We start from the raw sequence: 24,359 nt of genomic DNA on the forward strand, positions 1-24,359 counted from the left end.
CGTCGTCCGCAACAATCCAGCAGACCGACGTCAATCGGCAAGGGCTGACATGGCAATGGTCACGCGCGTGCCATCTTGTCCGGTCTCACCGTGCATCCGGGCCTGGATGCTTCGCGCCAGGCCTTCCAGAATACGACTCCCGGTGCCCTGAAGCGGGCCGGTCGCCCCGATCCCGTTGTCGGTCACCGTGCAGAGCCAGCAGCCGTCGCGCTGGAGCACGTCGATGCGGATCAGTGCATCGTTCCTGGTCGGAAAGGCGTGCTTGGCCGCATTGGTGATCAGCTCGGTCAGCATCAGAGCGAGCCGATGACATTGCGATGCGGGCAGCATGCCGTCCTCAATGGCGGCTTCACAACGGATCCCCGCAGGCTCCAGAATTGCCTCGGACACCGCCCCGCAAAGTGCCTCGAAGAAGGTCGCAACGGAGACCGCCGGACGCCCCTCGTCATTCGATAAAAACTGATAGAGCTTGCCGAAGGCGACGAGGCGCCGCTCGAACCGGTCCACGGCAGCCGACACTTCGCCAGGCCTCGCCCGCGTCAGATCGCGGCGGACTGACGCACCGAGCAGCGTCAGCGTGTTCTTCATTCGGTGATGCGATTCCCGCAGCACCAGGTCCCAATCGGCCCGGTCGCCGAGATTGGCGGCCAGATGAGATTGAACAATATCGTCTTTCGGACGAGTTCCGATACCGGGCATCGCAGCCTCCCCGCTGATCATCAGCCTTGGCCTGCCATCACAATGGACGAGGCCTGCGATTTTTGCTCGTTAGACGTTGCAAGATTTTGTTATGATCGTCGCGGCGCGACGGCGATGCCGTCGGTTTGCAGGCCGCTGGACTGTGGTTTCTGGTTCGAAGAATCCTCCGCAAATGTGCGAAACGTTCGACGGACGAGAATTGCGTGGCAGAGAATGACAACCAGGATTCGGCCGTCGCTTTCGGGCCATTTCGGCTATTTCCGAAATCGCGGCTGCTGGAGAAGGACGGCGCTCCGCTTCACCTCGGCGGCCGCGCGCTCGATATCCTGATCTGTCTTGCCGAACGGGCCGGTGAAGTCGTCGACAAGCGCGAGCTCGTCAAGCGGGTGTGGGCCGACGTGAATGTCGACGAGGGCAGCCTGCGGTTCCATATCGCCGCGCTGCGCAAGGCGATTGGCGAGGGCAATGAAGGCTCCCGCTACGTCGTCAACGTGCCCGGACGCGGCTATTGTTTCGCGGTGCCGCTGTCGCGGCCTGCGCCCTCGGAGGGTCAGCCGACCGAGATCGCCTCGGCGGTGCGCCTCCTTCCGGCGCCCCTCGCCAGGATGATCGGGCGGGACGATGCGGTTGAAAAGATCACGTCCGAGCTCTCCCTGCATCGGTTCGTCACGATTGTCGGTCCGGGCGGCATCGGCAAGACCTCGGTCGCTCTGGCCGTCGCGCATCGCCAGCTTGAGGCGTTCGAAGGCCAGGTCAGCTTCGTCGATTTCGGCGCGGTGAGCGATGCAAGGCTGGTGCCCGGTAGCATCGCCAGCGCACTCGGCCTGACCGTCAATTCCGAGGATCCGATACCGGGACTGCTGACGTTCCTGCGCAGCCAGCCAATGCTGCTGGTGTTCGACAGCTGCGAGCACCTCCTCGACGAGCTCGCGCCATTGACCGAACGCCTGGTTCGCGAGGCGCCGAACCTGCATGTCATGGCAACGAGTCGGGAATCCCTCCGATCGGAGGGCGAGCGCGTCTATCGGCTGTTCCCGCTGGATTGTCCGCCACAACAGGACGGACTCAGCGTCGCCGAAATTTTGGCCTATCCCGCGAGCCAGCTCTTCGTCGAGCGAATTGCCGAGAGCCTCAGCGAGTTCGAGCTGAGCCAGGACGAGGCGCCGCTCGTTGCCGACATATGCCGGCGTCTCGACGGCATCGCCCTGGCGATCGAACTCGCCGCGGGCCGGGTCAACGCCTACGGAATTGCCGGGACGGCCGAGCTTCTCGACAGCAGCTTCTCGCTGCTGTGGCGCGGGCGACGCACCGCGATCCCCCGGCACCAGACGCTGAGCGCGGCGCTCGGCTGGAGCTACGATTTGTTGCCGGCGACTGAAAGCGCCATGCTGCGCGGCCTGTCGGTGTTCGTCGGCCCGTTCACGCTCGAGGCCGCGCTTGCCGTCGCATCATGCCAGAGCATCGGCGAGCCGGAGGCGATGGAAGCGATCTCGAACCTGCTCTCCAAGTCCCTGATCGCGACCTCTCCTGCACAGCGGAAGCTCCGCTATCGACTGCTCGACACCACCCGCGCCTTCGTTGCGGACAAGCTCGTCGAGAATGGAGAAGCGCCGCGGGTCGCGCGCGCTCACGCCGAATATTTCCGCGACTTCCTGCTCGACATCTCGCTCAAGTCCAACGGCTTGCAGAGCGCAGGTGGATTCCTGCCCTATGCAGATCACCTGCCCAACGTGCGGGCCGCGCTGGCCTGGGGCTTCTCCGAGGAAGGCGACCGGGTCATCGGCATCGATCTGGCCGCTTCGGCGGCCCAGTTCTTTCTCGAGCTGACGCTGCTGACGGAGTGCTACCGCTGGACCCAGCAGGCGCTCGCGTCGCTCGCCACGGCCGCTGCCGACGCGCGGCAGGAGATGACCCTGCAGGCCGCGCTCGGCGTCTCCGTGATGTTCGCGCAAGGCAACACCGAAGCGGTCCAGTCGGCCTTCATACGAAGCCTGCAGCTCGCCCGGGAGCTCGACGACCTGCACTGGCAGCTATGGCTGTTGCGCGGACTGCACATCTACCTGACCCGCGTCGGGGATTTTCACGGAGCGCTTGCAATCGGCGAGCAGGGCGAGAGCGTCGCCAGCAGACTGAACGACCCGACGAGCACGCTGAACGTCGAATGGATGCTCGGCGTGGCGCATCACCTGATCGGCAATCAGGACAAGGCCGTTCAGTTCTGTGAAAGCGCGATGGTTCACAACCCGAACTCGCAGCGGCTGAACATCGGGCATCTCGGCTATGACGACCGCATCGTCGCGCTGGTCGCGTTGGCGCGCGGCCTCTGGCTCACCGGCCGGCCCGATCGCGCCGTCGAGGCGGCCCGATACACGGTTCGCGAGGCCGAAGCGCTGGAACAGCCGCTGACGCTCGGCATTGCGCTGATCTGGACGATCTACGTGTTTTTGTGGGTCGGCGACGACGCCTGCGCCGAGAGCATGATCGAGCGGCTGATCGACCATGCCGCGCGGCATTTCCTCGGCCCCTACCACGCGGTCGGCATTGGTCAGAAGGGCCTGCTTCTCCTGCAGCGCGGCGACGTCGACGGCGGCATCGAGCACCTGCGCCGCAGCCAGGCCACCTTGTATGCGACGCGGCACCGGATCATGACCACCGTCTTCGCGACGGCGCTCGCGGAAGGTCTCGCGTCGCAAAACAGGCCCGAGGAAGCTCTGGGCACGATCGACGAGGCGATTGCCCAGATCGGCGACCACGACGAATCCTTCGACATGCCGGAGATGCTGCGGGTCAGGGGGGACATCCTCGCCCAATTGGGGCGCGACGCGGAGGCCGAGACCTGCCTCGCGAGCTCGCTCGCCCTGTCGCGCCGGCAATGCGCCCTCGCCTGGGAACTGCGCGGAGCGCTGAGCCTTGGCCGCATCTGGCAGCGGACCGGACGCGCCAGCGAGGCAAGCCGCATGCTGGCGCCGCTCGTGGCACAATATCAGGAGGGGCTCGCCAGCCGCGATCTGGCCCGAGCAAAGGATGTCCTCGGCGCCGTCGATTGAACGCATCATCATGCGCATCGCCCGCGTCGAGTCCCTTGCAACTCCTAACAATTTCTAACGCGCCAAGCCGTCCGAGCCCCGCCATGGTGGGTCCGCTCCCAGGTGGATACGACAAGACATGGCTCTTCTTGACGATGTAATCGACGCGAATGGCGGCATCGCACGCTGGAACAACCTGAGCCGGTTCACGCTGCATCTTTCCGCTGGTGGGACGCTGTTCTCGAACGCAGGACATGCCCGCGAATTCAAGGACGTCATCGCGGAGGGATCGACACGAACACAATCGGTCCGCTTCACCGGGATCACCGGCGGCGAGCAGTCCGGCTCGTTTCAGCCGGACTTGATCACGATCGAAACCGTCGATGGCGAGGTCTTGCAGGCCTGGAGCAACCCCGAACTCGCATTTGACACCGGCCCGCAGGTTCTCGCAGACGAACTGCATCTCATCCTCTTCTGCGGCGTCTCGATCTGGAACTATCTGACCACGCCCTTTCTCCTCGCCCGTCCCGATGTCCTGGTCGAGGAACTGCCGTCATGGAAGGAAGGCATCGAGACCTGGCGGCGCCTGCGTGCACAACTACCGCCCAATCTCGTCACCTTTGCAGGCGAGCAGATCTTTTACTTCGACGAGAATGCCCTGCAGCGCCGGACCGATCACGATCTGTTTGGCATGAAGGTCGCGCACTACTCCTGGGCCCATGAGAGCTTCGACGGCGTCGTGGTGCCGACCCTTCGTCGCTCGCAGCCGCGTCGACCCGATGGAACCGTGAACACCAAGCCTGTCCTGATCGACGTCGAGATCTTCGACGCGTCCTTCGAATAGCGGCCGCGAGACACGCGTTCAGGGTGCCTGCTCTCAACGTCTAACAGGACATAACGAGCCAACGGCCCGACTTCGGTGCAGATTTGGTCGCGAGCCGCCCTGCAATGCTCCGTACTTTTTGGGCGGCTGGATGGACACAAGGAGTGACGCCTCCGTGCGCGGGACTTGTGCGAAACAACGAAGACAGGAGAATGCCATGTCCGACAAACTCAATCATGGTCGACGCCGCTTCTTTGGCAGCGCAGTCATGACGCTGGCGGCGGCACAGCTTTCGCTCAGCGCTACTGCCACCGCGGAGACCGGTCAGTCGGCGAGAGCCGGTACAACTGCCAGGCCGGGAAACAATACATCCTTTGCATCGCTGAAGCAGATCAACGCCGGTCTGCTCGACATCGGTTATGCCGAGGCCGGGCCTGCCGGCGGACCGCCCGTGATTCTCCTGCACGGTTGGCCCTATGACATCTACAGCTTCGTCGATGTCGCGCCCATCCTTGCTTCGGCCGGTTATCGCGTGATCGTGCCTTATTTGCGGGGCTATGGCACGACGCGTTTCCTGTCCGGGGCGACCCTCCGGAACGGACAGCCATCGGCCATCGCGACCGACATCATCGTCTTGATGGATGCCCTCAAGATCGAGAAGGCGACGGTCGCCGGCTTCGACTGGGGCGCGCGAACCGCCAACATCATGGCGGCGCTGTGGCCCGGGCGCTGTAAGGCCATGGTCTCGGTCAGCGGTTATCTCATCGGCAGCCAGCAAGCCGGGAAGATGCCATTGCCGCCGAAGGCGGAACTTCAGTGGTGGTATCAGTTCTACTTCGCGACCGAACGCGGGCGCGACGGCTATGACAGGTACCGGCGCGAGTTCTCGAAGCTGATCTGGCAGCTCGCTTCACCGCAGTGGCACTTTGATGACGCGACCTTCGAGCGCAGCGCAGCGGCTTTCGACAATCCGGATCACGTCGCGATCGTGGTCCACAATTATCGTTGGCGCCTCGGGCTCGCCGATGGCGAAGCGAAATACGACGACGACGAGCGGCGGCTGGCGCAAGCCCCCGTCATCGGCGTGCCCACGATCACCATGGAAGGCGACGCCAACGGCGCGCCGCATCCCGAGCCGTCGGCCTATGCGAAGATGTTCTCGGGGAAATACGCGCACCGCACCGTCAAGGGCGGTATCGGACACAACCTGCCGCAGGAGGCTCCCAAGGCCTTTGCCGATGCGATCATCGACGTCGCCGCCGGCGTCTAGCCGGCGCCGGGGTTGGTGCACGAGCAAAGGGATAGACGATATCATGCGCAGAACGATCGTGATTGCGATACTGGCCGTCGCTATCCTCCTGGCGCTGATCCAGTTCGGTCCGCCGCTGTTGTTCGGATGACGACATTGACTCCGGAGAGAAGCCTCATGGGACGCGTGCTTTCGGTGAATGTCGGCTTGCCACGCGACATCCCCTGGCAAGGCAAGACCGTCCACACCGGCATTTGGAAGGCGCCGGTGAGCGGACCGTGCAAGGTCCGCCGCCTCAACATCGAAGGCGACGGACAGGGGGATCTCGCGGGCCATGGCGGCGAGCACCGGGCCGTGTTGGTGTATCAGCATGAGTCCTACCAATACTGGCAGCAACAGCTCGGTCGCTCCGACTTCACTTACGGACAGTTCGGCGAGAACCTCACTGTCGATGGCTTGCCCGATGCTGAGGTGTGCATCGGAGACCGCTACCGGATCGGAAGCGCTCTGTTCGAGGTGACGCAGCCTCGGGTGACGTGTTACCGGGTCGGCATCCGCATGAACGAGCCGGACATGGCCGCACTGCTGGTGAAGCACGGCCGGCCCGGCTTCTACCTTCGTGTTCTCAAGGAAGGGGACGTCGAAGCCGGTGACGAGATCGCGCTGGTCGCTTCCGGACCCGAGCGCATGAGTGTGTCCGAGATCGATGCGCTGCTTTATCTGCCCGGTCACCCCCGCGAACAGCTGCAGCGCGCACTGCGCATTCCAGCGCTGAGCATGGGTTGGCGCCGTTCCTTCGAGGCACTGCTCACCCAAAAGGACGAGGGTGGTGCGGCATCGGGAAACGCCGGACTTGGTCCGGCGTCCGGCCCATCCCCGGCATGGTCCGGGTTTCGCTCTTTCCGCGTGGACCGCATGGTACACGAAAGCGACGATGTGACCTCGCTGCTGCTCGCGCCCGCCGATGGTCAGCCTGTCGCCACCGCCCTTCCCGGACAGTTCGTGGTATTGCGCCTCGGAACGTCGTCCGAGACCGCGCTGATGCGCAGCTATTCGCTGTCGGGGCGACCGAGCGCCGCGGTCTATCGCGTCAGCGTCAAACGAGAGCCGCATGGTGCGGCCGGCACCTACATCGACACGCACCTCCGTGCCGGCGACCTCGTGCAGGCAAGCGCGGCGCGCGGGAGCTTCACGCTGCGCCCGGGCGACGCGCCCGTTGTTCTCATCAGCGCGGGAATTGGCGTGACGCCGGTGCTGGCGATGCTCCACGCGCTGTCGGCCGAAGCTTCGACGCGAGACGTCTGGTGGTTGCACGGAGCCCGCAACGGCCGCGAGCATGCGTTTGCCGCCGAGAGCCGCGAGCTGCTCGCGACGCTTGCGCATCATCACAGCTATATCTGCTACAGCGCGCCAGGACCTGGGGATCGACCGACGTTGGATTTCGACGCCGAAGGACGGTTGACCACGCAGGCCCTCGCCGAGATCGGCATTCCCCGCGATGGCGACTTCTACATCTGCGGTCCGTCGAGCTTCATGAGCGACTTGACCGCCGGCCTCGCGGCGCTCGGCGTATCGCCGGAGCGCATTCACACTGAGCTGTTCGGGGCCGGCCCGTCGATTTCTCCGGGCATTGCCGCGTCGCCGCGCAAGGCGCCGCACCTGCCGGCGGGACCGGCCGGCACAGGACCTATGGTGTCGTTCGCCCGGAGCGGTCTCAATGTTCACTGGGACCCCCGCTCCAAGACATTGCTGGAGCTCGCGGAGGCCTGCGACGTGCCGGTGCGGTGGTCATGTCGAGCCGGCGTGTGCCACACCTGCGAGACCGGACTGGTGGCAGGGGCGGTCGGCTATCAGCCGGCTCCCGTCGATGCACCGACGGAGGGGAACGTGCTGATCTGCTGCGCCCATCCTGAGGGCGACATCGTGATCGATCTGTAATGGCCGCGGGCTGCGGCTTCACGAAATTGTGGAGGAGTGGTTGAGATGCGATCCGACATGACGCCGGGAGCGACGTTTCCGGACTACGAGCTCAGCGACCACACAGGAAAGCATCGGAAGCTGTCCGAGTTGCAGGGGCAGGATCCGATGGTGGTCGTGCTCGGTCGCGGCGGCTTCTGTCCGAAAGACCGGCGACAGGCCGAAGGATTGCTCGAGCTCCACCGTGAGATGGAGGTCGGCTATTGCAGGCTGGTCACGATCACGACTGATAACATTACCCAGACGTACGAATATCGCAGCGGCGTCGGAGCGCACTGGCCCTTCCTGTCCGACACCCGGCGGATCGTGCAGAAGGACCTCGACATCGCCGAGTATACTGATCCCGTCCATAACCCGATGATTCCGCACGTCGTGGTGCTGGAGCCGGGCCGTGTCATTCACAAGATCTACAAAGGCTACTGGTTCTTCGGACGTCCCACCGTCGAAGACCTTCGGCAGGACCTGCGAGCCGTCAGCAGGAAATGCAGACCGGACTGGGACATCACCACGCCGGAACTGAGAGCCGCATGGCAGCAGGGTCGAAAGGACCTGTTCTACCCGTACGGCGGAGCCTCCACCCTGCCCCGGGACGAACAAGATTGAGTGGGCCGCCAGAGCGGCACGCCTCTCCGGATTTCAAGAGTTGGTCCGAGGCCCTCTACGGCGTTTTATAACGACCGTCGGCATTGGCGTCATCTGCACGCGCAAGAGCGCTCACTCAGCGAACGGTCTATTTGCGGATCGGTGATGTCAGTCGCGCCAGACCCGCCTTGAGGCAATCGCTTCGACGGACACTGCGCGGCACGCTGCAGCAACTTCGGCACATTCGGGTCAACCCGACGGCCATTCCGGGCGAGGAATAGCGTCGGGGCGAGAGAGCAACGATGCGGTCCGGCTGCTCGTGATGCTGGGTCCACGTCTGGCCGGGTGATGCCACAAGGGTCGCCGCCCGCGAACGTCCGCATCAATGTCTCAAAACGGGCTCGGAACACTTGAGCTACCTCAAGGCGCAATCTCTCAGTTCCCGGAAAGTGCGGCGTTAGCCGAACAGCTGTCGTTCGGATGTCGATGACCCCGAGGCGAATGGCCTGGTATCGAGATGACGATGAAGATCCTGGCCGCCGCCGAGTCGGCACTCAATGAGGTCGAGCGCGATAGCAACAGTCTGCGATCCAAAGAACTGCGCGAGGCGATTCAGCAGAAAATCGACGAGCAAAGAGAGGCCATCAAGGCGCTGCGCCGGCTTTACAACTAGCTAGAAGCCATCGGTGCGGGCGCATCCGTGCGCCGCAGCACCTTCTCCAGATCCTCGGCCGGGGCTCCGATCGCCAGCATCGAGGCCGGAATGACCATGTGCCCCTCGCTGAATTGGCTGCGGTCTGGCTCTAGCCGGCGGACGATTGTGATCGGCGGCTGCTCTCGAACAAGAACCAGACCCGACCTTCGGCTTCATCGATCCGCGGTTCGAGCAGGCTGGCGCTCGCGACGTCGCGGTGTTCCTCGCAGAGCTGGTGGGTCTCACGCATCCGTGCGATCAACTGCATGTTGTCGTCGCGCAACTCCGCGAGCATATCGAGCGGCGTTACGTACTCCGCATCGTTGTCGAGGACCCGCTGCAGGCGCGAGACATGCCCAATGGATTTGATGGTCGTTCCGCCGACCTTGCGCACGCGCTCCGCGATGGCGTCCGTCGTAGCGAGAATTTGAGCACTTTGATCATCCAGCATCAGATGATCCTCGCGGAAATGCGGCCCCGACGCATGCCAGTGGAAGTTCTTGGTCTTCAGGTAAAGCGCCAGCATGTCCGCCAGCAGTACGGTCAACGCGCCTGAGACGTCGCGCACAGCATTTGCCCCGAGGCCGCTTGGCGTCTGCAGCGGTGCGGCTCGGCGCTTCTTCGTTTCCACAGCATCCATCTTCGATCCCTTCCAGTTTCTGTCCACTACTCCGCGCTGTCGATCGTCTCACGCCTGACGACAAGGGTATTGGATGAACGTCCGATACCTTGGCCGATATCATTCCGGTATTGTAAACCGCACCGTTTGACGGTCGATCACGCGGTGGATCGGGTCCGCCAATTCGAACAGCACGCGGTGCGGGCCCGGAGCAAGGCCCACGACGACAACCGTTTCGCCGGATGCGTCGATAAAGTGCCAGGTCGCGTCGTCCACCGTGATGTGCACGTGTCCGACCCTCGGCGACACGTCCAGGGCTCCGGTGCCGAAGACCGGCAGCACACGCAGGTTCTCCGTCCTGTATTGGATGAAGACCTTTCCCGCTGCGAGAGGACCGGCGAGCGGCGGATCCACAATCAGCCTGGGAGGCGGTTCATCATCGAGGGCAAGCAAAGCCGACGGACCGCGAACATCGCGAGCCGTCGCGGCGTCGAGCGTCACCGACGGCACGTTGCCGGCGGGCCTGGCGTCCGTGTCGAAAGAGGCGTCCATGTTGGATTTCCTTGCGTTAGCTAAAGTGATCCAGCGCGCCGAAAGGCCGCTTACGTCCTGCATCTGCAGGCGCAGTGCCGACTTGGTGCTGCGCCTCCGATGAACTACTGCGTATGCCGCTCGTCACGAGGCCGGCAGTTTCCGTTCGAGAAAGCTGCGGATCAACGGAACCATCTCATCGGCCTTGTCCTCGAGTGCGAAGTGGCCGCTGTCGATCAGATGCAATTCGGCATCTGGCAGGTCGCGCAGATATGGACCCGCGCCATCTGCCGGGAAGATGAAGTCGTTCTTTCCCCAGACGATCAGGGTCGGCGGCTTGCGCTCCCGGAAGAACGCCTGAAATTGCGGATAGAGCGGAACGTTCGACCCGTAGTCGTGGAACAGGTCGAGTTGAATATCCATGTTGCCCGGCCTGTCCAGCAAGGTCTGGTCGTGCAGTATATTGTCCGGATCGATCCGGCTGACGTCGCTCATTCCGTCGGTGTACTGGAATTTCGTCGTTTCCAGCTTCATCAGGACTTCCAGCGCTTTGCGGTGCGCCGGCGATCCGTCGGCCCAGTAGGCCTTGATCGGATCCCAGAACGTCTTGAGCCCCTCCTCGTAGGCATTGCCGTTCTGGATGATCAGCGCGCTCACCCGTTCCGGATGCTTCAGCGCGAGCCGGTAGCCGACCGGGGCGCCATAGTCCATCACGTACATCGCGTAGCGCTTCACCTCGAGCTTGCCCAGCAGACCGTCCATCAGGTCGGCGAAGTGGGCGAACGTATAGGCGAACGTCTTGTGATCGGGAGCTGCGCTCTGGCCGAAGCCCGGATAGTCCGGCGCAATCACATGATAGCGGGACGCCAGCTGAGGGATCAGGTTGCGGAACATGTGTGACGACGTCGGGAATCCGTGAAGGAGCAAGATGACCGGAGCATCCGCAGGCCCGGCTTCGCGATAGAAGATATCGATGTCGTCGATCTTTACTGTCCGATAGTGAGTAACCGGAATGGGGCTCGCGTCCATGGCCTGCGCCGGTCCGGACACCATCGCCGGGATCGGCGAGAGCGCAGCTACGGACGCGGCAAGAGCCGCGATCTTGATATATCGTGTCAGTCTGATCATGTCTGCTTCTCCGGGATGTTGCGCTTGTGCGACCGCCGACAGGCAGCACGATCGTCGCGCCATCTGCATTTGCCAGCCGATGCCGGAGAGACTACCCGCGAGGATCGATCTGCTCTTGCCTGCGACTCTTTCCGATTGTCTGTTCTTACCGTCCGCGCAAAGGCGAGGAGTTCAGATGATGCCGGCATCGCTTGAGGTGAGCACGACGCGTCCGAAATGGATCTCACCACGCTGACGAATTGAATGAGACGATCTGGACAGCTCAGGATCATTCCGAAAACGCTGTCGGCGCCCTAGGGGCAACCGAGTCTCAAGGCGCAAGTCGGGTGAAGACGAAGTCGTGTTGTTTGACCCCCGCGGCGTGGCAACCAAAGCAGGTTTGATGTTGAGCCTCGTCGACCGGCCGGCCATCGATGAAGCGACCGAAGCCCCAGCCACCGGTCGAGCGGTATCGTTTCGAGTCCTTGACCATGACCTGGACCGTCGTGGCGGGCCCGGGTACGAACGCAGGTTCGAACTCCGTCGACTGGACGTGCTTCCACGCCAGCTTGACCAGGATCGACCCGTCCGGAAACGGCAGCGTTCCGGCCCGATAGGCCTCGATCGCCGTCGCGTTACCGACAATGCCCCGGAGCTCGTCCAACCCGGTTTCGTGCGCCACCCCGACCAACTCCCAATGGCGGTAGTCCGGCGGAATTCCAACGCCGAAGATCGGTGACAGCGCGAACTCCCCGGGCGCCGCGCTGGATCGCAGGAAGACGGCGCCCGCGGTCGCCGCAATCGAAATGACGAGCCTTGCCGCCCGGTTCATCGCATGTCCCATCGTCGTGCCGCCGAACTGCAAATGGCCTTATGAATGCGAGGGGCTCCGCATCGACGCGATCCTTGTGCATCGTGCTGAGCCCGTGCGGAGCTTCTTCGACAACGTGCCGTCGGGCGCCGGCGCATGAGCCGCTAGCCTTGAATGAACGACAGCAGCTCGGCGTTGACGCGGTCCTTGAGGGTCGTGCACATGCCATGCGGTGCGCCCTCGTAGACGACGAGCTTCGCGTCCTTGATGATCTTGGACGACAACAGCGCCGAGGCGCCGATCGGAACGATCTGGTCGTCGTCCCCGTGCAGGACCAGAGTGGGGACGTCGAACCGCTTGAGGTCCTCCGTCAGGTCTGTTTCCGAGAACGCCTTGATGCAGAAATAGGACGCCGGAAAGCCGGCCATCATGCCCTGCAGCCAGAAGGACTCACGGACTCCCTCCGAGATCTTCGCTCCGGATCGGTTGTAGCCATAGAACGGCAGGCTCAAGTCCTTGAAGAACTTCGATCGGTCGGCGGCCACGTTCGCGCGAAGCTCGTCGAACGCGGCGATCGGCAGGCCGCCGGGATTCGCTTCGGTCTTGAGCATCAGCGGCGGAATGGCGCCGATCAGAATGGCCTTCGCCACCCGGCCCGTCCCGTGCCGACCGATATATCGGGTCACCTCGCCGCCGCCGGTGGAATGCCCGACATGGATCGCATGCTTCAGATCCAGTTTCTCGACGAGCGTCGCCAGATCGTCGGCATAGGTGCTGAGATCGTTGCCCTGCCAAGGCTGGCTCGAACGGCCATGCCCGCGCCGATCGAGAGCAATGCAACGATAGCCACGCGAGGCGAGGAAGAACATCTGGTCCTCGAAGGCGTCCGCGCTCAGCGGCCAGCCGTGACTGAACACGATCGGCCGACCCGAACCCCAATCGTTATAGTAGATCGTCGTACCGTCCTTCGTCGTGATGGTGCTCATGTCCGCTCCTGTGGAGTTTTGTCGGGATCCTCGACGAAAAGCCGCCGGGACCCGAGTTGCCTTACAACTGACGCATCATTGAGCGAACGAACGACAGCTTCTTTCCGTATTCTCTGCTCCTTGTGACGAAAGCATTTCTTTGCCCCGACGCACTTACCTTTCCTGCGCGCGCTTCCAGGCGGCGGGGCTCGTCTTGACCATGCGTGAAAATACGCGCGTGAAATGGCTTTGATCGGCGAAGCCGGCATTGAGCGCGATTTCGCTGAGCGGTTGATCGCTGTTGAGCATCAATTCCTTCGATCGCTCGACCCGTTGAGATAGCAGCCATTGATGTGGCGGACAGCCCACCGTCCGTCGAAATGCCTGACTGAAGTGACTGCATGACAGGCGGCACGCCTGCGCGAGATCCGGCAACGTCACATTGCCATTCAAGTCTGCCAACAGCATCTCCTTTGCCCGACGCTCCTGCCATGGAGAAAGGCCGCCTCGGGCGATTTGCGGGCGCGCGTCAGACGATCCATATGTTTTGAGCAAATGCGCCGTCAGCGCTCTCCAGGCGTGGTCAAGAAAGATCTTGCTCGCCTGTTCGGGACGCATCAGAGCGGGCAGAAGCGCCATCGCAACGTTCGTCACGACGGAGTCCGATCTTGTCTCCACGATGGGACAATGGAGTGTCCCCGCACCCGGTGAGCCCTGCCCCTCGGCGACCTCGTCGAGAGCCGATTGAGGTAGGTAGAAATTGGCAACCTGGAATGAGCTCTGAATATCTGCCTGCCAAGTGTGTCGCATGTCGCTGATGTGAATTGTGCCTGCCGCGAGCGGAGCACTGGCGCAATGCCTCTCGTCGCTCCACACGTCGTATGAGGCGAGTTCATCCAGGTGCACGCAGACCGCATAGCCGGCTTTCCTGGCTTGCGATTCCGTGGAGCCATGTCCGGCCAGGCGTCTTGAAAAGTGTGAGATCACCACCTCGTCTTCGCCGGCCGGAACGACCAGTTGTCTGAAGAGATCAACGCGGTCCAAGGACGTCTGGGCTATCACAGCGCCTCCACGATTCGGAGGCGTGCGGCGCGTCTTAACCGATCCAAACGCGTGCGCCGGCCAACCTGGGCTTGCGGCGGCGGTCTGATCGAGGACGCTCATATCAGGCTCCCCGAATCGGTGGGGACGGCGATCTCGATGCGCGCGCGGGCCGGCATGATGCAGCGATGCCAGCACGGTCGCTGCGACGGCAGCCGCCAGCTTGAACACTGGCGGGCGCACCCCGTCTGGGGATCCTTCAACCTTTGCATATGTGGACACTCTCGTGTTGGTCGCTCGGCACTTGCAAGGTACAATTCCTGAGCAAGTCCGGGGGTTAGAACATCCGAGAGGCGTGTTAGAATGCTCAAAGACGGGTGTTAGATTGTGTGAGGGGTCTCCTTCGGGACGGTAGACCGCCCGGGTTCCCCGTCAAGGCGCAACGCGCCTGGCGCAATCGCTGAGCAATTTCCTGGCGTTGATGAAATCAGGGCACCCGAAGCCTTCGGTGCGGCTTTCCAGGACGTTCTCCAATAGTTCCACGGACGACACGAACCTACCCTGCGAGCGCCACAGGCTGGCCAAGCTCGTCGCCGTTCGCAGCTCCCACGCACGGGCTCCGCATGTCTTCGCGGCTTCGAGGGATTGAATGAAAAGCCCCTCCGCCCTGGGCATGTCTTTCATCGTTTCGGCCAAGAACACGTGACCTTTGATGCGAAGAAGCTCGGCGGCATTGAACATGTCTCCATTTCGCGCCACCGTAGCAAGTGCGTCGTCCGCCGCGTCAAGCGCTTCTCTCGCTTGCCCCGCCATCAGCAATCCTTCCGCCAACGCACTCTTGAAGGCTGTCGTCATCAGCTCATAGCGATGCGCGCGCGTCTCGATGAGGGCGTATCTCAGCATCGGCAGCCCCGCCTGGTGGTCACCTCGCATGACGGCGAGATAGCCTCGCACGCCAATTCCGGCCGCCTCATAGGCGACTATTGCGCGATTGCGCGCGTGATCGATCAGTCGCTCGATGCTCTGCTCCGCGTTTTCCCAATCTCCGTTCCAGAGATAGACTGAAACAGCCCAGATCAGCGCGATGCAGAGCGTAAGCGGATGATTCAACTTGCCGGCCTCGATCGAGACCTGCCGAGCCAATTCGGTCGCCCGGTCGGCGTATCCAAGAAGCCAGAGCGTGCGCGCCAGGCAGATTCCAGCGCGGTTTCGATAGTCGAGACCAAGACGGAGTGAATCGACATGCTTTGAGGCGGGTATGTGCCTGACGGCCGATTCCAGATACCCACGCGCCTTCTCGAGATCCTCCATGAGATGATGCGAGACACCGAGAAGGGAGCTTGCAGCCGCCAGCGCCCCCTGGTCATTCATCTTCAATGCAACTGCCTCACTGCGTTCGGCATATTTGAGAGCCTCGCGAAAATTTCCGGTTCTATAGTGAAACAGATGAAGGCGACCGATCAATTGCAGTTGACTTGGCAAATCTTCCAAGTCCTCGGCCACTTCAAGTCCCCTTTCGAGTGATGCCCTCGCCTCCTCACTATTGCCTTGAGAAAACATGAGCGAGAGGCCAAGCGCCGCCTGCAAGGTCACCTCTCGAGACGTCCCCCGGCTCGACTCATCCAGATTGACCATCGCCAGCTCTGTCCAGCGGCGACATTCCGTGACCAACGACGACTCAAGCAGCAGTGGAGCAGTCGCAGCGGTCAGTGAAATACCGATCGACTTTTCGGTCTGAAGAAAGCTCCACTCCAATGCCGCACGTATGTTGCCGAGGTGAGGGTCGTAAGCGGAGGCCCCGTCACGACCTGCCTCGGTCAGCCGAACACTCTCGTGCTGTTCGGCCCACCTCAGATAAAACATGGCATGTCGCTGGAAGACGCCGTTGTCGTCGTCACGATCGATGAGCTTCGACAAGGCGTATGCGCGCGTGGTGTCGAGCAGACGATAGCGCGCCTCCGATGTCCCTGAAGCGACCGCTATCAGCGACTTGTCGACGAGGCTTGCGACGGCCTCGAACGCGAGCTCCTCGCTGAGATCATCCGGCCCGACCACGGCAATGACGGCTCGCATCGAGAAAAAACCGACAAAGACAGCTGACCGCCGAAGCACAAGCGATTCGTTGTCGGAGAGCAGACCGTAACTCCAATCCAGCGCAGCTGTCAGCGTCTGGTGACGCTGCAAAGCCGTGCGCCGCCCCTGGCCCAGCAGCCTGAACCGGTCATCGAGGAGAGCAGCCGTTCCTTTGACCCCGAAGGCGATCACCCGGCTTGCAGCGATTTCAATCGCCAGCGCTATTCCATCCAACCGTCGGCAGATTTCCCCGACGATCGGCGCATCAGCATCGTTCAGTTCAAATGATGACCCACTCGCGAGAACGCGGTCCATGAATAATCGCGCCGCCGGAAACGCAAGCACGTCCGAGACTGTCTGCACATCGAGGGGCGGATTCTCCAATGACGGCAGTTGGAAGACATATTCTCCCTCCACCCGCAGCGCCTCGCGGCTCGTCGCGAGAATTCGCACCTTCGGTGCGTGCTGAAAAATATGCTCGGCGAGTGCCGCCGCCGAGGTGATGACGTGCTCGCAACTATCGAGGATCAGCAACATGCTTTTGTCGTGGATAAAGCTGATGATTGCCGGCGTTGGATCATCGGATTGAACCATGAGACCCAGCGTCGACGCCACGGCCGTCGGCACGAGCATGGGATCGTTCAGGGGCCCCAGGTCGAAGAAGGCCACGGCGCTGGCGACCTGCGGATTCGTCTGATGCGCAGCAGCTATGGCCACCGTCGTCTTGCCGATCCCGCCTGGTCCAACAATGGTGACGAAGCGATCCTTGAGGAGCATCCCGCAGACTTTTTCGACCACGTCGTCGCGGCCGATCATCCGGCTGAGACGCGGTGGCAGGCCATAGTTCGTCTCGACAGCCCGACTGCGATCGTCTGCCTCTGCGCTCATCCGATATGATACAGGACAGACGAAACTGTACCCTTTGCCCGGCACCGTGGCGACAAATCTGGCGCCGGCTTCTCCGTCGCCCAGGACCTTGCGCAACACGCCGATGTGGAATCGCAGGCTGCCGGCATCGACGGTTACGTCCGGCCAGACACGCGCCATCAGATCATGTTTGTCGACGACGCTGCCCGCCTGCTGCAGGAGCACAAGAAGAATATCCAGCGCGCGCGGAGGCAGATGGACCGGCGTCGCACCCTTTCTCAGAGACCGCTCACTCACCCGGACTACGAACGAGCCGAACGACACTTCATCCCCCTGCGACAACGGATCCTGAGGAATCATTCGGCATGTCCCGCTAAGGCGCCAACGGCCAATTCTTGAGATGTCTGCTTGTCAAAATCAAAGACACAAACGATCACAGGTCCGTCTTACGCGATCGACCTGCGACACTTTGCAACCGATCGCGCGCTTGTTGCCCCGAAAGGGACAAGCCTTCCTTGCCGCGCGTCGCGCGGGCATTTTTGCATCGTTTGCGTCTGCGAGTGAGCGAAACGTACAAAGCCGAGGAGGTTCATTCAAGTACCCGCCATCGAATTCGCCCCAGATGTCCGGACGAACCCTGCGGATCATCGGAGGCCAAGATGAGCCAAGTGTCACAATTGACAAGACGGCGCTTTTGTTTGTGTTGCGTGGCATCGGCTACTTTCGCAGCCGGTGGAGGGTGGCTGACGCCTCGGGCCGCGTATGCCGAAGCGAGGAACATCGTGGACATGATCCGCGCGGACGCGGCCACGGCATCCATCAAGGTCCACAAATTGCGCGGCGGCGTCAGCGTCCTCGAGGGGTCCGGCGGCAGTGTCGGCGTGCTCAGTGGGCCGGACGGCAAAGTCATGATCGACGCCGGAATCACAGCGTCGAGGCCTAGAATGCTGGAAGCGCTGGCCAGTCTTGGCAGCGAGCCCGTGCGGCATCTCATCAACACGCATTGGCATTTCGACCACGCCGATGGCAACGAGTGGGTTCACGCCCAGGGCGCCGCGATTACGGCTCACGAGAACACGCAAAAGCACTTGAAGACGATGCAGCGCGTCGAGGACTGGAACTTCGATTTCCCGGCCCTGGCGCCGAGCGCCATTCCCACGGACGTGTTTTCCGAACGGAAGCGGCTGACGGTGAACCGATCCACGATCGAACTTCAGTATTACGGGCCTGCTCACACCGACAGCGACATCTCGGTCCACTTCGTGGAGGCGGATATTCTGCATGTCGCGGACACCTTCTGGAACGGGATCTACCCGTTCATCGACTACTCGACCGGCGGAAGCATCGACGGCATGATCCGCGCGGCGGACGCGAATCTGGCGAAGGCCGGTGACAAGACCATCGTGATCGCGGGACACGGCGTCCCGATCAGCAATCGCGCCGAGCTGCAGGACTATCGCGACATGCTGGTCGCCATCCGCGACAACGTTGCGAGGCTCAAGAAGCAGGAGAAGACGCTCGACGCGGTGGTCGCTGCCAGGCCGACGGCGGCCTTCGACGGCAAATGGGGCCAGTTCGTGATCACGCCGGCCCTGTTCACCAAGCTGGTCTATGAGGGCGTCTAGCTCGACAGGCCGAAGCCGGCGACCCGTCACAGGGAGCACTGACATGAGCGACCCACAGCAGGAAACCGTTGTTGCCGTTGGCACCACGACGGCGAATGCCCGTCTTGGCGTGGGATCCTGGACCATCATCGTGATCCTGGTCGCGCTGCTGGGCGCATCAGGCTTCGTCGCCTATCTCGGCTGGACACTTGGAAGCGGCGCTGACGTGCCGACCTCCGGCTACGTCTCGATGGCGCTGGGCGTGGTCGCTTCACTGGCCGTCGGGGTCGGGCTCATGGGCCTGGTGTTCTACAGCAGCCGCCGCGGCTACGACGAGCCTGCGGTGTTCATCACGACGCAGCAAGATTCCGAATCTTCCGCCGAGACGGGCGGCGACAACAAATGATCCGTAACTTCCGGGATCACTCCGCAAACGAGCGCACCTTCCTGGCCTGGATACGGACGGCCATCGCCGTCATGGCATTCGGATTTGTCATCGAACGATTCGATCTGATGCTGGACGCTGCCGGCCTGGCCGCGGGCGCAGCCACACCGCGTGTGGCGGAGCGCGAATTCGCCAACATCGCGGGAACATCGGCGATCGCCGTGGGGACGCTCCTGTTCGTCCTCGCGACCGTTCGCTTCCTGCGCAACGCGACCATGATCGACAGCGACGAGGAGCGCCGGATCCCGGGCTCACGCATGGACATCGTGCTGGGCGGGCTGCTCAGTGTGATGGGAATTGCGCTGCTGGTGTACTTGTCCCACGTCTGACGCAGCCAGGTCAGCCGCGATCGACACCGAGGCGGTGTTCACTGCGCCGACGCTGTGTGGCTGCTATTGTTCCGACGCGACCTCGGCTGCAATGCCCTGGAGCAGCTTCGACATCGCCTCGACTGCGGCCTTGGCGTCCGGGCCCGCGGCGTGCCTGGCGGCGATCCAGGCCGGATCATTATACGACAGCCATGTGATGCCGTTTGCATCCTGCCAGACCAGCGCCTTCAGCGGCAGATCGATGCCCGCGGTCTGGGCCGCCTGCATCATCGGGGTTCCGCCCTTCGCATTCCCGAAGATCAGCAGATCGGTCGGGCGCAGCGACAGATCGACCGCCGCGGCGCCGACCGCGTGATCGACCCGCGCGAAGATGGTCAGGCCGCGCCGGGACACGGCGGCCTCGAGCCGCGCCATGGTCTCCTTCGGCGCGTAATGGCTCTTCTGACTGATCAATCCTTCGGCGGCCATGGCGTCTGCTCCTGAGAGGCGGGCTGAAAACAAGACGATCGTTGCTGCGAGCAGAAGCCGTCGCGCGCGGCGGAATTGCGCGTTCGTCGCGCTCGTCATCGGGCCTATTTCCTGCTGCCGCTGAATTCCGGGTCCGGGATGAAGCCGTCCCGGTTGGGCATCCGGATATCTGGCAGGGAGTGGTTGTCGAGCTGGCCCTCCGGAGGCAGGATCCCGTTGAGGCTGAGGATGTAGGCGGCCACCGCGTAGGTGTCGTCGACGCCAAGCGATCCGGGCGCCTGATAGGGCATCGCCCTGTGGATGTAGTCGAACAGGGTCGTGGCGTACGGCCAGAAGCTTCCCACCGTTTTCACGGGCATGGCCGAGGCCAGTGTCCCCTGCCCGCCGACGAGCCGATCCTTGATGCCGCCGACGCCATTGTCGCCGTGGCAGGCCGCGCAGTTCTCCGCGAAGACGTCCTTGCCTCTGGCCACCGTGCCGCTACCTGGCGGCAGACCCTTTCCATCAGGCCGGACGTCGATGTCCCACAGCGCGATCTCATCGGGGGTCGCGGGGCGGCCGAAGTCCGCCGCCACTGCGGAGGAGACCAGCGCTGATACCATCGCGCCCGACAGCAGCGCCATTCTACGACAGGACATTTTGCACCCTTCCCGCCTGGTCGATGCTCCAGGTCTGCTGGGCGTTGTAATGAAACAGCGCGTTGGTCCCCATCGTGGCGATGAAGGCGTCCCGGTCGGGCTGCACATGGCCCTTGTCGTCGGTCGCGCGGCTGACGATCTTCGTCGGCCTACCGTCCCAGGTCCAATCCATCTGGAAGCGTGTCTGGGCTTTCGGCAGTGCTGGAAGGTTCAGTTGCGCTTCCTGCCAGCTGTTCGCGCCGTCGGTGCTGATCTCCACCCTGGCGATCCTGCCGTGACCGCTCCAGGCCAGCCCCGAAATGCGATTGTATCCCGGCCGGATCTGCATGGTGCCGGAGGGCTGCGTGATGACCGAGTTGGTCTCCATTCGCAGCTGGAATTGCCTGGCCTTGCCGTTGGCGAGCAGCTGCGTGTAGCGTGCCGTCTCCCAGCGGGTCATCCATGGCTGGTCGCCGAATTTCAGGCGGCGCAACCATTTGATGTTCAGATTGCCCTCCATGCCGGGCAGGATCAGCCGGATCGGAAAACCGTGTGCCGGCCTGATCGGTTCGCCGTTCTGCCCGTAGGCGATGATCGCCTCATCGACGATCTCCTCGGTGAGCGGAATGCTGCGGGCCACGCCGGCGGCGTCTCCGCCCTCGGCGAGCATCCAGGTGGCAGCCGTCTCCTTCTCCACGAGGCCCAGAATGAACCTCAGCGGCACGCCGGTCCATTCGCTGGTGCTGACCAGCCCATGCGTGTTCTGAACGGTCAGGTTGCCGTCGGCCTTCTTCCAATTCTCCCAGCCATTGCCGGTGCATTCGAGAAAGGCCATGCGGGAGATGGCCGGCATCGCCTTCAAGTCGTCGACGGAGAACACCAGTTGGTTGCGGACCATGCCGTGCACGAGCAGCCGGTGCCTGGACGGGTCGAGATCGGGGGCGCCGGCGTGACTTCGCTCGTAGTGCAGGTCGGACGGCGTGATCGCGCCGACGAGCTTCTGCAGCGGGGCTTTCGAGTTGATGGCGTCGGCGGGATCGACGTTGCGGCGTCCCGGCCCCGCCTCGGGGATCCGCCCGATCTGCACATATGTCGACCGTGCGCTGAGCGCGCCCAGATCGGCTCCCGGCTCACGCGCCGGCACGTCCGCGAGCGTTTCTGCCGACGCGCTCCCCGCGGCCGCGCTTGCAACGAGGCCCGTCGTCGCGGCCGCGAGGAATTTTCTGCGATTCCACCCGACGTCGCTTCCGTGTCGTTCCGACATGCCTTGTCCTCTTCACTCTGGAGCGAGCCGGGATCCGCTGCATCCTGTCCCGGTGCGTTCCGCGTTGGCCTTGAACGGAAATCGCCTGAGGGAAAGAGTCCGCTGCGGCGACCTCGAACCGCGTGCGGCGCGATCAGACCTGGGCCGCGCCGCCGTCCACGAACAGTTCGGCACCATTGACGAAGGAGCTGTTGTCGGACGCGAGAAACAGCACCGCCTCCGCGATCTCGCTCGGCCGCCCGACCCGTCCGACCGGCGCCACATCGCTGTGCCCCTTCAGGAACTCGGCCATCTGGTCGTCCGTCATGCCGAATTTGTCGTAGGCCGGCGTCGGCACCGTGCCGGGGCTCACGACGTTGACGCGGATCTTTCGATCCCTCAGATCGACGCTCCAGCCGCGGGCGAACGACCTGATCGCGGCCTTGCTCGCAGCATAGACGCTGAATGCAGGAATGCCCTTGATGGCGGCGATCGACGCGTTCAGCACGATCGAGGCCCCCTCGCCCATCAGCGGCAGCGCCTTCTGCACCGTGAACAGGCTCCCGCGGACGTTGACGCCAAAAATCTTGTCGAAGTGGGCCTCCGTGATCGACCCGAGCGGCGCGAATTCGCCGAGACCGGCATTCGCGAACAGCACATCCAGCCGCCCCTTGGTGCGCTTGATCTCGTCGAACAGACGATCAAGATCCTCGGGGTTCGCAATGTCGCCTTGGATTCCCTTGGCGTTCGGCCCGATCGCGGCGACGGCCGTCTCGAGTTCGGCCGGCCGTCTCCCCGAAACAAAGACGAACGCGCCCTCCTCCGCAAACAGCTTTGCGGTCGCCAATCCGATACCGCTGGTTCCGCCAGTAACGAGCGCGATCTTCCCTGACAATCGGTCCATATGGTCCCCTCGAGCGGTGAGCTGCCGCAGGCGACCCCTGCGACGCAGGGGATGACGCTAGGGGACCATGTCCGAAACGGATTGGATCTTTCTGGGAATTTTATCTCGATTATCCGATGTCCATGTCATCCGACGAGGACGAGGTCGAAGGAGCAAATCTGAGCATGGCTCTCCGACTTGGGGGCGTGTCCACTCCAGATAGCAGCTGTGTCCCTCGAGCCGGCACGTTTAGTGCAGCGTCACCGTATTTCGTGTTCGTGGGATGCCATGGCCACTACAATCAATGTAGACCAACAACGTGGAGAAAGGGCAACTCTTGCAATCTCACAATACAACCTCTTCTCTTTTTTCAGAGTCCGACCACGCGATTCCAATCGGCAATGTACATGTAAACTCGTTGGAACTCTGAAGGGAGAAGAACACGGTTGTGCGCGATAAAGTGGCGAGTCTTTTCAAGCTCGTCCAGCCGCTGCTTCAACCAGTGTTGCGTCGGCATAATATCCTCAAAATGGATCCATTTATCGATTATTATCGCCGACAAGTGGCCAAAGTCTGTAAAGCCCAGCAAATCTGACTTTTCGCCTTCGAGCCATGTTTCGTCCTGCGCCGACTTCTGACGTCCTTCCGCAAAAGCCCTAATCTTAGGCGGAAGCTTTTCTGCCCAGTCTGCCCCCTCCTTTTCCTCAAGCGTCTCGCGTATCAGCGCGCGAACTTCGTTTTCGAAACAGTGCAGAACAACGTATAGACGGCCCATGGCTAAAGCCGCATTCCGACGAGCTACGCTGAAGGGCGTTAAAGCTTCCGATAACAATCGCTCTTCAGCCTGTCCGAGATCGGCTCCAACCTGGATTCCTGCCGACTGAAATCCTGAGGCTTCGGATTCGAACATCAAGCCTCGAAACATAAAGTCGCGAAGCGCCCTTCTGATCTCAGTCAAGCAGGTGCTCCCGAAGCGATTTGAAGATGGCGTTAAAAACTTCTACGTCTTTTGTCGATGGAAGATGTATTTGTATGTTGTAATGCAACGAAGCCCGGGAGGACCCGTGCCTGTCGCCACTCCGTTGTTCGGGCTGAACTTCTTCTTTTATTGTCGCCTTGACGTCGAGCGGAGACGGTGATTGCACGGTCTTCCACTCTCCCAAGGGCAACAGCGAGAAAAAGGTGCTTGCCATCAATTTTGCGACCCTGTCGGTAGTATTATGCGCGCTCTTGAACTTTCCTTCTATTAATGACCGGTCAGAATCGTTCGGCTCTGCCTTGATCGTGAACAGGTCCGCATAGGCTTCGCGGACGGACTGGCCAAGAACTCTGCGCGACTGAGATCCATCGCGATAGGAATGGTATCGCGCGGTAGGTGAGCCATCATCGGCTAGAAACCCCAAAGTCTTCAAAAGCGGGATCACAGCGTGATAACTTGGGGATTGAAATCCCAAATCCTTGAGATACTGCCGTGAGAACTTTTCCGGAGCTTGACCTTCGGAAATTCGCTTGAAAATTTCGGAGAGCTGCCCGGGTATTTGAACGTATATGTCAGGCAATGACATTGACACACTCTAGCTATTTGAAGGGAAGACGCAGACTTCACGCAACTTCGAGTCGAGTCAATGGCGGTTCCGATGCAGCTCCTCCGAATACACCCACGTCCTCCCCCCAAGTCGGACTGCATATCCGCCGCAGCTTGTTCG

At 62.3% G+C, this 24,359-nt stretch carries 23 protein-coding genes; 9 read left to right on the forward strand and 14 right to left on the reverse strand.

Annotation, left to right across the window (positions count from 1 at the left end; all coding sequences use genetic code 11):
• Window positions 1-30: 30 nt before the first annotated feature.
• A complete protein-coding gene (locus tag QQL87_RS26210; protein WP_284421880.1) occupies window positions 31-699 on the reverse strand; it encodes a sensor histidine kinase in 669 nt (222 codons plus the stop codon).
• A gap of 203 nt (window positions 700-902) precedes the next feature.
• On the opposite strand from QQL87_RS26210, the gene QQL87_RS26215 reads away from it, so the two are divergent.
• The 6 genes from QQL87_RS26215 (at window position 903) to QQL87_RS26240 (ending at window position 9,029) form a co-directional block, all read left to right on the forward strand.
• Window positions 903-3,746, forward strand: coding sequence for an ATP-binding protein (locus QQL87_RS26215; protein ID WP_284421882.1), 2,844 nt, complete (start codon window positions 903-905; stop codon window positions 3,744-3,746).
• Window positions 3,747-3,864: 118 nt separating this feature from the next.
• Window positions 3,865-4,569, forward strand: coding sequence for a hypothetical protein (locus tag QQL87_RS26220; RefSeq protein ID WP_284421885.1), 705 nt, complete (start codon window positions 3,865-3,867; stop codon window positions 4,567-4,569).
• A gap of 196 nt (window positions 4,570-4,765) precedes the next feature.
• Window positions 4,766-5,818, forward strand: coding sequence for an alpha/beta fold hydrolase (locus tag QQL87_RS26225; protein WP_284421936.1), 1,053 nt, complete (start codon window positions 4,766-4,768; stop codon window positions 5,816-5,818).
• A 156-nt stretch (window positions 5,819-5,974) separates the two neighbouring features.
• Window positions 5,975-7,735: an MOSC and FAD-binding oxidoreductase domain-containing protein gene (locus QQL87_RS26230; RefSeq protein WP_284421887.1), complete on the forward strand. Its 1,761-nt coding sequence runs from the start codon at window positions 5,975-5,977 to the stop codon at window positions 7,733-7,735.
• A 45-nt stretch (window positions 7,736-7,780) separates the two neighbouring features.
• Window positions 7,781-8,377, forward strand: coding sequence for a redoxin domain-containing protein (locus QQL87_RS26235; protein WP_284421889.1), 597 nt, complete (start codon window positions 7,781-7,783; stop codon window positions 8,375-8,377).
• A 502-nt stretch (window positions 8,378-8,879) separates the two neighbouring features.
• Window positions 8,880-9,029 carry a hypothetical protein gene (locus tag QQL87_RS26240; protein ID WP_250171828.1) on the forward strand — a complete coding sequence of 50 codons (150 nt, stop codon included), beginning with the start codon at window positions 8,880-8,882 and terminating at the stop codon, window positions 9,027-9,029.
• A 130-nt stretch (window positions 9,030-9,159) separates the two neighbouring features.
• On the opposite strand, the gene QQL87_RS26245 is transcribed toward QQL87_RS26240, so the two are convergent.
• The 7 genes from QQL87_RS26245 to QQL87_RS26275 all read right to left on the reverse strand — a co-directional run bounded on the left by QQL87_RS26245 (window position 9,160) and on the right by QQL87_RS26275 (window position 17,424).
• A complete protein-coding gene (locus tag QQL87_RS26245) occupies window positions 9,160-9,690 on the reverse strand; it encodes a Dps family protein (RefSeq protein ID WP_284421893.1) in 531 nt (176 codons plus the stop codon).
• 99 nt (window positions 9,691-9,789) lie between these two features.
• On the reverse strand, window positions 9,790-10,221 hold the full coding sequence (locus QQL87_RS26250; protein WP_284421895.1) for a DUF6130 family protein: 432 nt from the start codon (window positions 10,219-10,221) through the stop codon (window positions 9,790-9,792).
• A 123-nt stretch (window positions 10,222-10,344) separates the two neighbouring features.
• Window positions 10,345-11,253: an alpha/beta fold hydrolase gene (locus QQL87_RS26255; RefSeq protein ID WP_502871222.1), complete on the reverse strand. Its 909-nt coding sequence runs from the start codon at window positions 11,251-11,253 to the stop codon at window positions 10,345-10,347.
• A 385-nt stretch (window positions 11,254-11,638) separates the two neighbouring features.
• Window positions 11,639-12,139 (reverse strand): cytochrome P460 family protein, encoded by a 501-nt coding sequence (locus tag QQL87_RS26260; protein WP_284421897.1) that lies wholly within the window; start codon window positions 12,137-12,139, stop codon window positions 11,639-11,641.
• A 143-nt stretch (window positions 12,140-12,282) separates the two neighbouring features.
• Window positions 12,283-13,104: an alpha/beta fold hydrolase gene (locus QQL87_RS26265; protein WP_284421899.1), complete on the reverse strand. Its 822-nt coding sequence runs from the start codon at window positions 13,102-13,104 to the stop codon at window positions 12,283-12,285.
• 153 nt (window positions 13,105-13,257) lie between these two features.
• Window positions 13,258-14,247, reverse strand: coding sequence for a helix-turn-helix domain-containing protein (locus QQL87_RS26270; RefSeq protein WP_284421901.1), 990 nt, complete (start codon window positions 14,245-14,247; stop codon window positions 13,258-13,260).
• 309 nt (window positions 14,248-14,556) lie between these two features.
• Window positions 14,557-17,424 carry an ATP-binding protein gene (locus QQL87_RS26275; protein ID WP_284421904.1) on the reverse strand — a complete coding sequence of 956 codons (2,868 nt, stop codon included), beginning with the start codon at window positions 17,422-17,424 and terminating at the stop codon, window positions 14,557-14,559.
• Window positions 17,425-17,723: 299 nt separating this feature from the next.
• Between QQL87_RS26275 and QQL87_RS26280 the strand changes: the two genes are divergently transcribed.
• Genes QQL87_RS26280 through QQL87_RS26290 form a run of 3 tightly spaced genes read left to right on the forward strand, consistent with a single transcriptional unit; the run spans window position 17,724 to window position 19,442 of the window.
• Entirely contained in the window at window positions 17,724-18,689 is a 966-nt protein-coding gene (locus QQL87_RS26280; RefSeq protein ID WP_284421937.1) for an MBL fold metallo-hydrolase, read from the forward strand.
• Between the two features lie 43 nt (window positions 18,690-18,732).
• Complete coding sequence (locus QQL87_RS26285; protein ID WP_284421906.1) at window positions 18,733-19,074, forward strand: hypothetical protein; 342 nt, start codon at window positions 18,733-18,735, stop codon at window positions 19,072-19,074.
• Entirely contained in the window at window positions 19,071-19,442 is a 372-nt protein-coding gene (locus QQL87_RS26290; RefSeq protein ID WP_284421908.1) for a YidH family protein, read from the forward strand. The genes QQL87_RS26285 and QQL87_RS26290 overlap by 4 nt, the downstream gene beginning before the upstream one ends.
• A gap of 63 nt (window positions 19,443-19,505) precedes the next feature.
• On the opposite strand, the gene QQL87_RS26295 is transcribed toward QQL87_RS26290, so the two are convergent.
• The 6 genes from QQL87_RS26295 to QQL87_RS26320 form a co-directional block, all read right to left on the reverse strand.
• Window positions 19,506-19,910 (reverse strand): DUF302 domain-containing protein, encoded by a 405-nt coding sequence (locus tag QQL87_RS26295; protein ID WP_284421910.1) that lies wholly within the window; start codon window positions 19,908-19,910, stop codon window positions 19,506-19,508.
• Between the two features lie 104 nt (window positions 19,911-20,014).
• On the reverse strand, window positions 20,015-20,548 hold the full coding sequence (locus QQL87_RS26300) for a c-type cytochrome (protein ID WP_284424130.1): 534 nt from the start codon (window positions 20,546-20,548) through the stop codon (window positions 20,015-20,017).
• On the reverse strand, window positions 20,535-21,791 hold the full coding sequence (gene soxC, locus QQL87_RS26305; protein WP_284421913.1) for a sulfite dehydrogenase: 1,257 nt from the start codon (window positions 21,789-21,791) through the stop codon (window positions 20,535-20,537). Before soxC ends, QQL87_RS26300 begins: the two co-directional genes overlap by 14 nt.
• A 133-nt stretch (window positions 21,792-21,924) precedes the next feature.
• A complete protein-coding gene (locus QQL87_RS26310; protein WP_284421914.1) occupies window positions 21,925-22,674 on the reverse strand; it encodes an SDR family oxidoreductase in 750 nt (249 codons plus the stop codon).
• A gap of 349 nt (window positions 22,675-23,023) precedes the next feature.
• On the reverse strand, window positions 23,024-23,611 hold the full coding sequence (locus QQL87_RS26315) for a Swt1 family HEPN domain-containing protein (protein ID WP_284421919.1): 588 nt from the start codon (window positions 23,609-23,611) through the stop codon (window positions 23,024-23,026).
• Window positions 23,604-24,218, reverse strand: coding sequence for a DUF5343 domain-containing protein (locus tag QQL87_RS26320; protein ID WP_284421920.1), 615 nt, complete (start codon window positions 24,216-24,218; stop codon window positions 23,604-23,606). Before QQL87_RS26320 ends, QQL87_RS26315 begins: the two co-directional genes overlap by 8 nt.
• Between the last annotated feature and the right edge of the window lie 141 nt (window positions 24,219-24,359).

This window comes from Bradyrhizobium sp. SSBR45G, from assembly GCF_030159255.1.
In the GTDB taxonomy this organism is placed as follows: Bacteria; Pseudomonadota; Alphaproteobacteria; order Rhizobiales; family Xanthobacteraceae; genus Bradyrhizobium.

What these genes read in the sequence shown, in the direction of transcription:
- QQL87_RS26310 (WP_284421914.1), bottom strand. Translation starts at nt 22,674, where the DNA reads ATGGACCGATTGTCAGGGAAGATCGCGCTCGTTACTGGCGGAACCAGC.
- QQL87_RS26260 (WP_284421897.1), bottom strand. Translation starts at nt 12,139, where the DNA reads ATGAACCGGGCGGCAAGGCTCGTCATTTCGATTGCGGCGACCGCGGGC.
- QQL87_RS26300 (WP_284424130.1), bottom strand. Translation starts at nt 20,548, where the DNA reads ATGTCCTGTCGTAGAATGGCGCTGCTGTCGGGCGCGATGGTATCAGCG.
- QQL87_RS26280 (WP_284421937.1), top strand. Translation starts at nt 17,724, where the DNA reads ATGAGCCAAGTGTCACAATTGACAAGACGGCGCTTTTGTTTGTGTTGC.
- QQL87_RS26285 (WP_284421906.1), top strand. Translation starts at nt 18,733, where the DNA reads ATGAGCGACCCACAGCAGGAAACCGTTGTTGCCGTTGGCACCACGACG.
- QQL87_RS26210 (WP_284421880.1), bottom strand. Translation starts at nt 699, where the DNA reads ATGCCCGGTATCGGAACTCGTCCGAAAGACGATATTGTTCAATCTCAT.
- QQL87_RS26255 (WP_502871222.1), bottom strand. Translation starts at nt 11,253, where the DNA reads ATGGTGTCCGGACCGGCGCAGGCCATGGACGCGAGCCCCATTCCGGTT.
- QQL87_RS26230 (WP_284421887.1), top strand. Translation starts at nt 5,975, where the DNA reads ATGGGACGCGTGCTTTCGGTGAATGTCGGCTTGCCACGCGACATCCCC.
- QQL87_RS26265 (WP_284421899.1), bottom strand. Translation starts at nt 13,104, where the DNA reads ATGAGCACCATCACGACGAAGGACGGTACGACGATCTACTATAACGAT.
- QQL87_RS26240 (WP_250171828.1), top strand. Translation starts at nt 8,880, where the DNA reads ATGAAGATCCTGGCCGCCGCCGAGTCGGCACTCAATGAGGTCGAGCGC.
- QQL87_RS26220 (WP_284421885.1), top strand. Translation starts at nt 3,865, where the DNA reads ATGGCTCTTCTTGACGATGTAATCGACGCGAATGGCGGCATCGCACGC.
- QQL87_RS26245 (WP_284421893.1), bottom strand. Translation starts at nt 9,690, where the DNA reads ATGGATGCTGTGGAAACGAAGAAGCGCCGAGCCGCACCGCTGCAGACG.
- QQL87_RS26275 (WP_284421904.1), bottom strand. Translation starts at nt 17,424, where the DNA reads ATGATTCCTCAGGATCCGTTGTCGCAGGGGGATGAAGTGTCGTTCGGC.
- QQL87_RS26235 (WP_284421889.1), top strand. Translation starts at nt 7,781, where the DNA reads ATGCGATCCGACATGACGCCGGGAGCGACGTTTCCGGACTACGAGCTC.
- QQL87_RS26250 (WP_284421895.1), bottom strand. Translation starts at nt 10,221, where the DNA reads ATGGACGCCTCTTTCGACACGGACGCCAGGCCCGCCGGCAACGTGCCG.
- QQL87_RS26295 (WP_284421910.1), bottom strand. Translation starts at nt 19,910, where the DNA reads ATGGCCGCCGAAGGATTGATCAGTCAGAAGAGCCATTACGCGCCGAAG.
- QQL87_RS26225 (WP_284421936.1), top strand. Translation starts at nt 4,766, where the DNA reads ATGTCCGACAAACTCAATCATGGTCGACGCCGCTTCTTTGGCAGCGCA.
- QQL87_RS26290 (WP_284421908.1), top strand. Translation starts at nt 19,071, where the DNA reads ATGATCCGTAACTTCCGGGATCACTCCGCAAACGAGCGCACCTTCCTG.
- QQL87_RS26320 (WP_284421920.1), bottom strand. Translation starts at nt 24,218, where the DNA reads ATGTCATTGCCTGACATATACGTTCAAATACCCGGGCAGCTCTCCGAA.
- QQL87_RS26270 (WP_284421901.1), bottom strand. Translation starts at nt 14,247, where the DNA reads ATGAGCGTCCTCGATCAGACCGCCGCCGCAAGCCCAGGTTGGCCGGCG.
- soxC (WP_284421913.1), bottom strand. Translation starts at nt 21,791, where the DNA reads ATGTCGGAACGACACGGAAGCGACGTCGGGTGGAATCGCAGAAAATTC.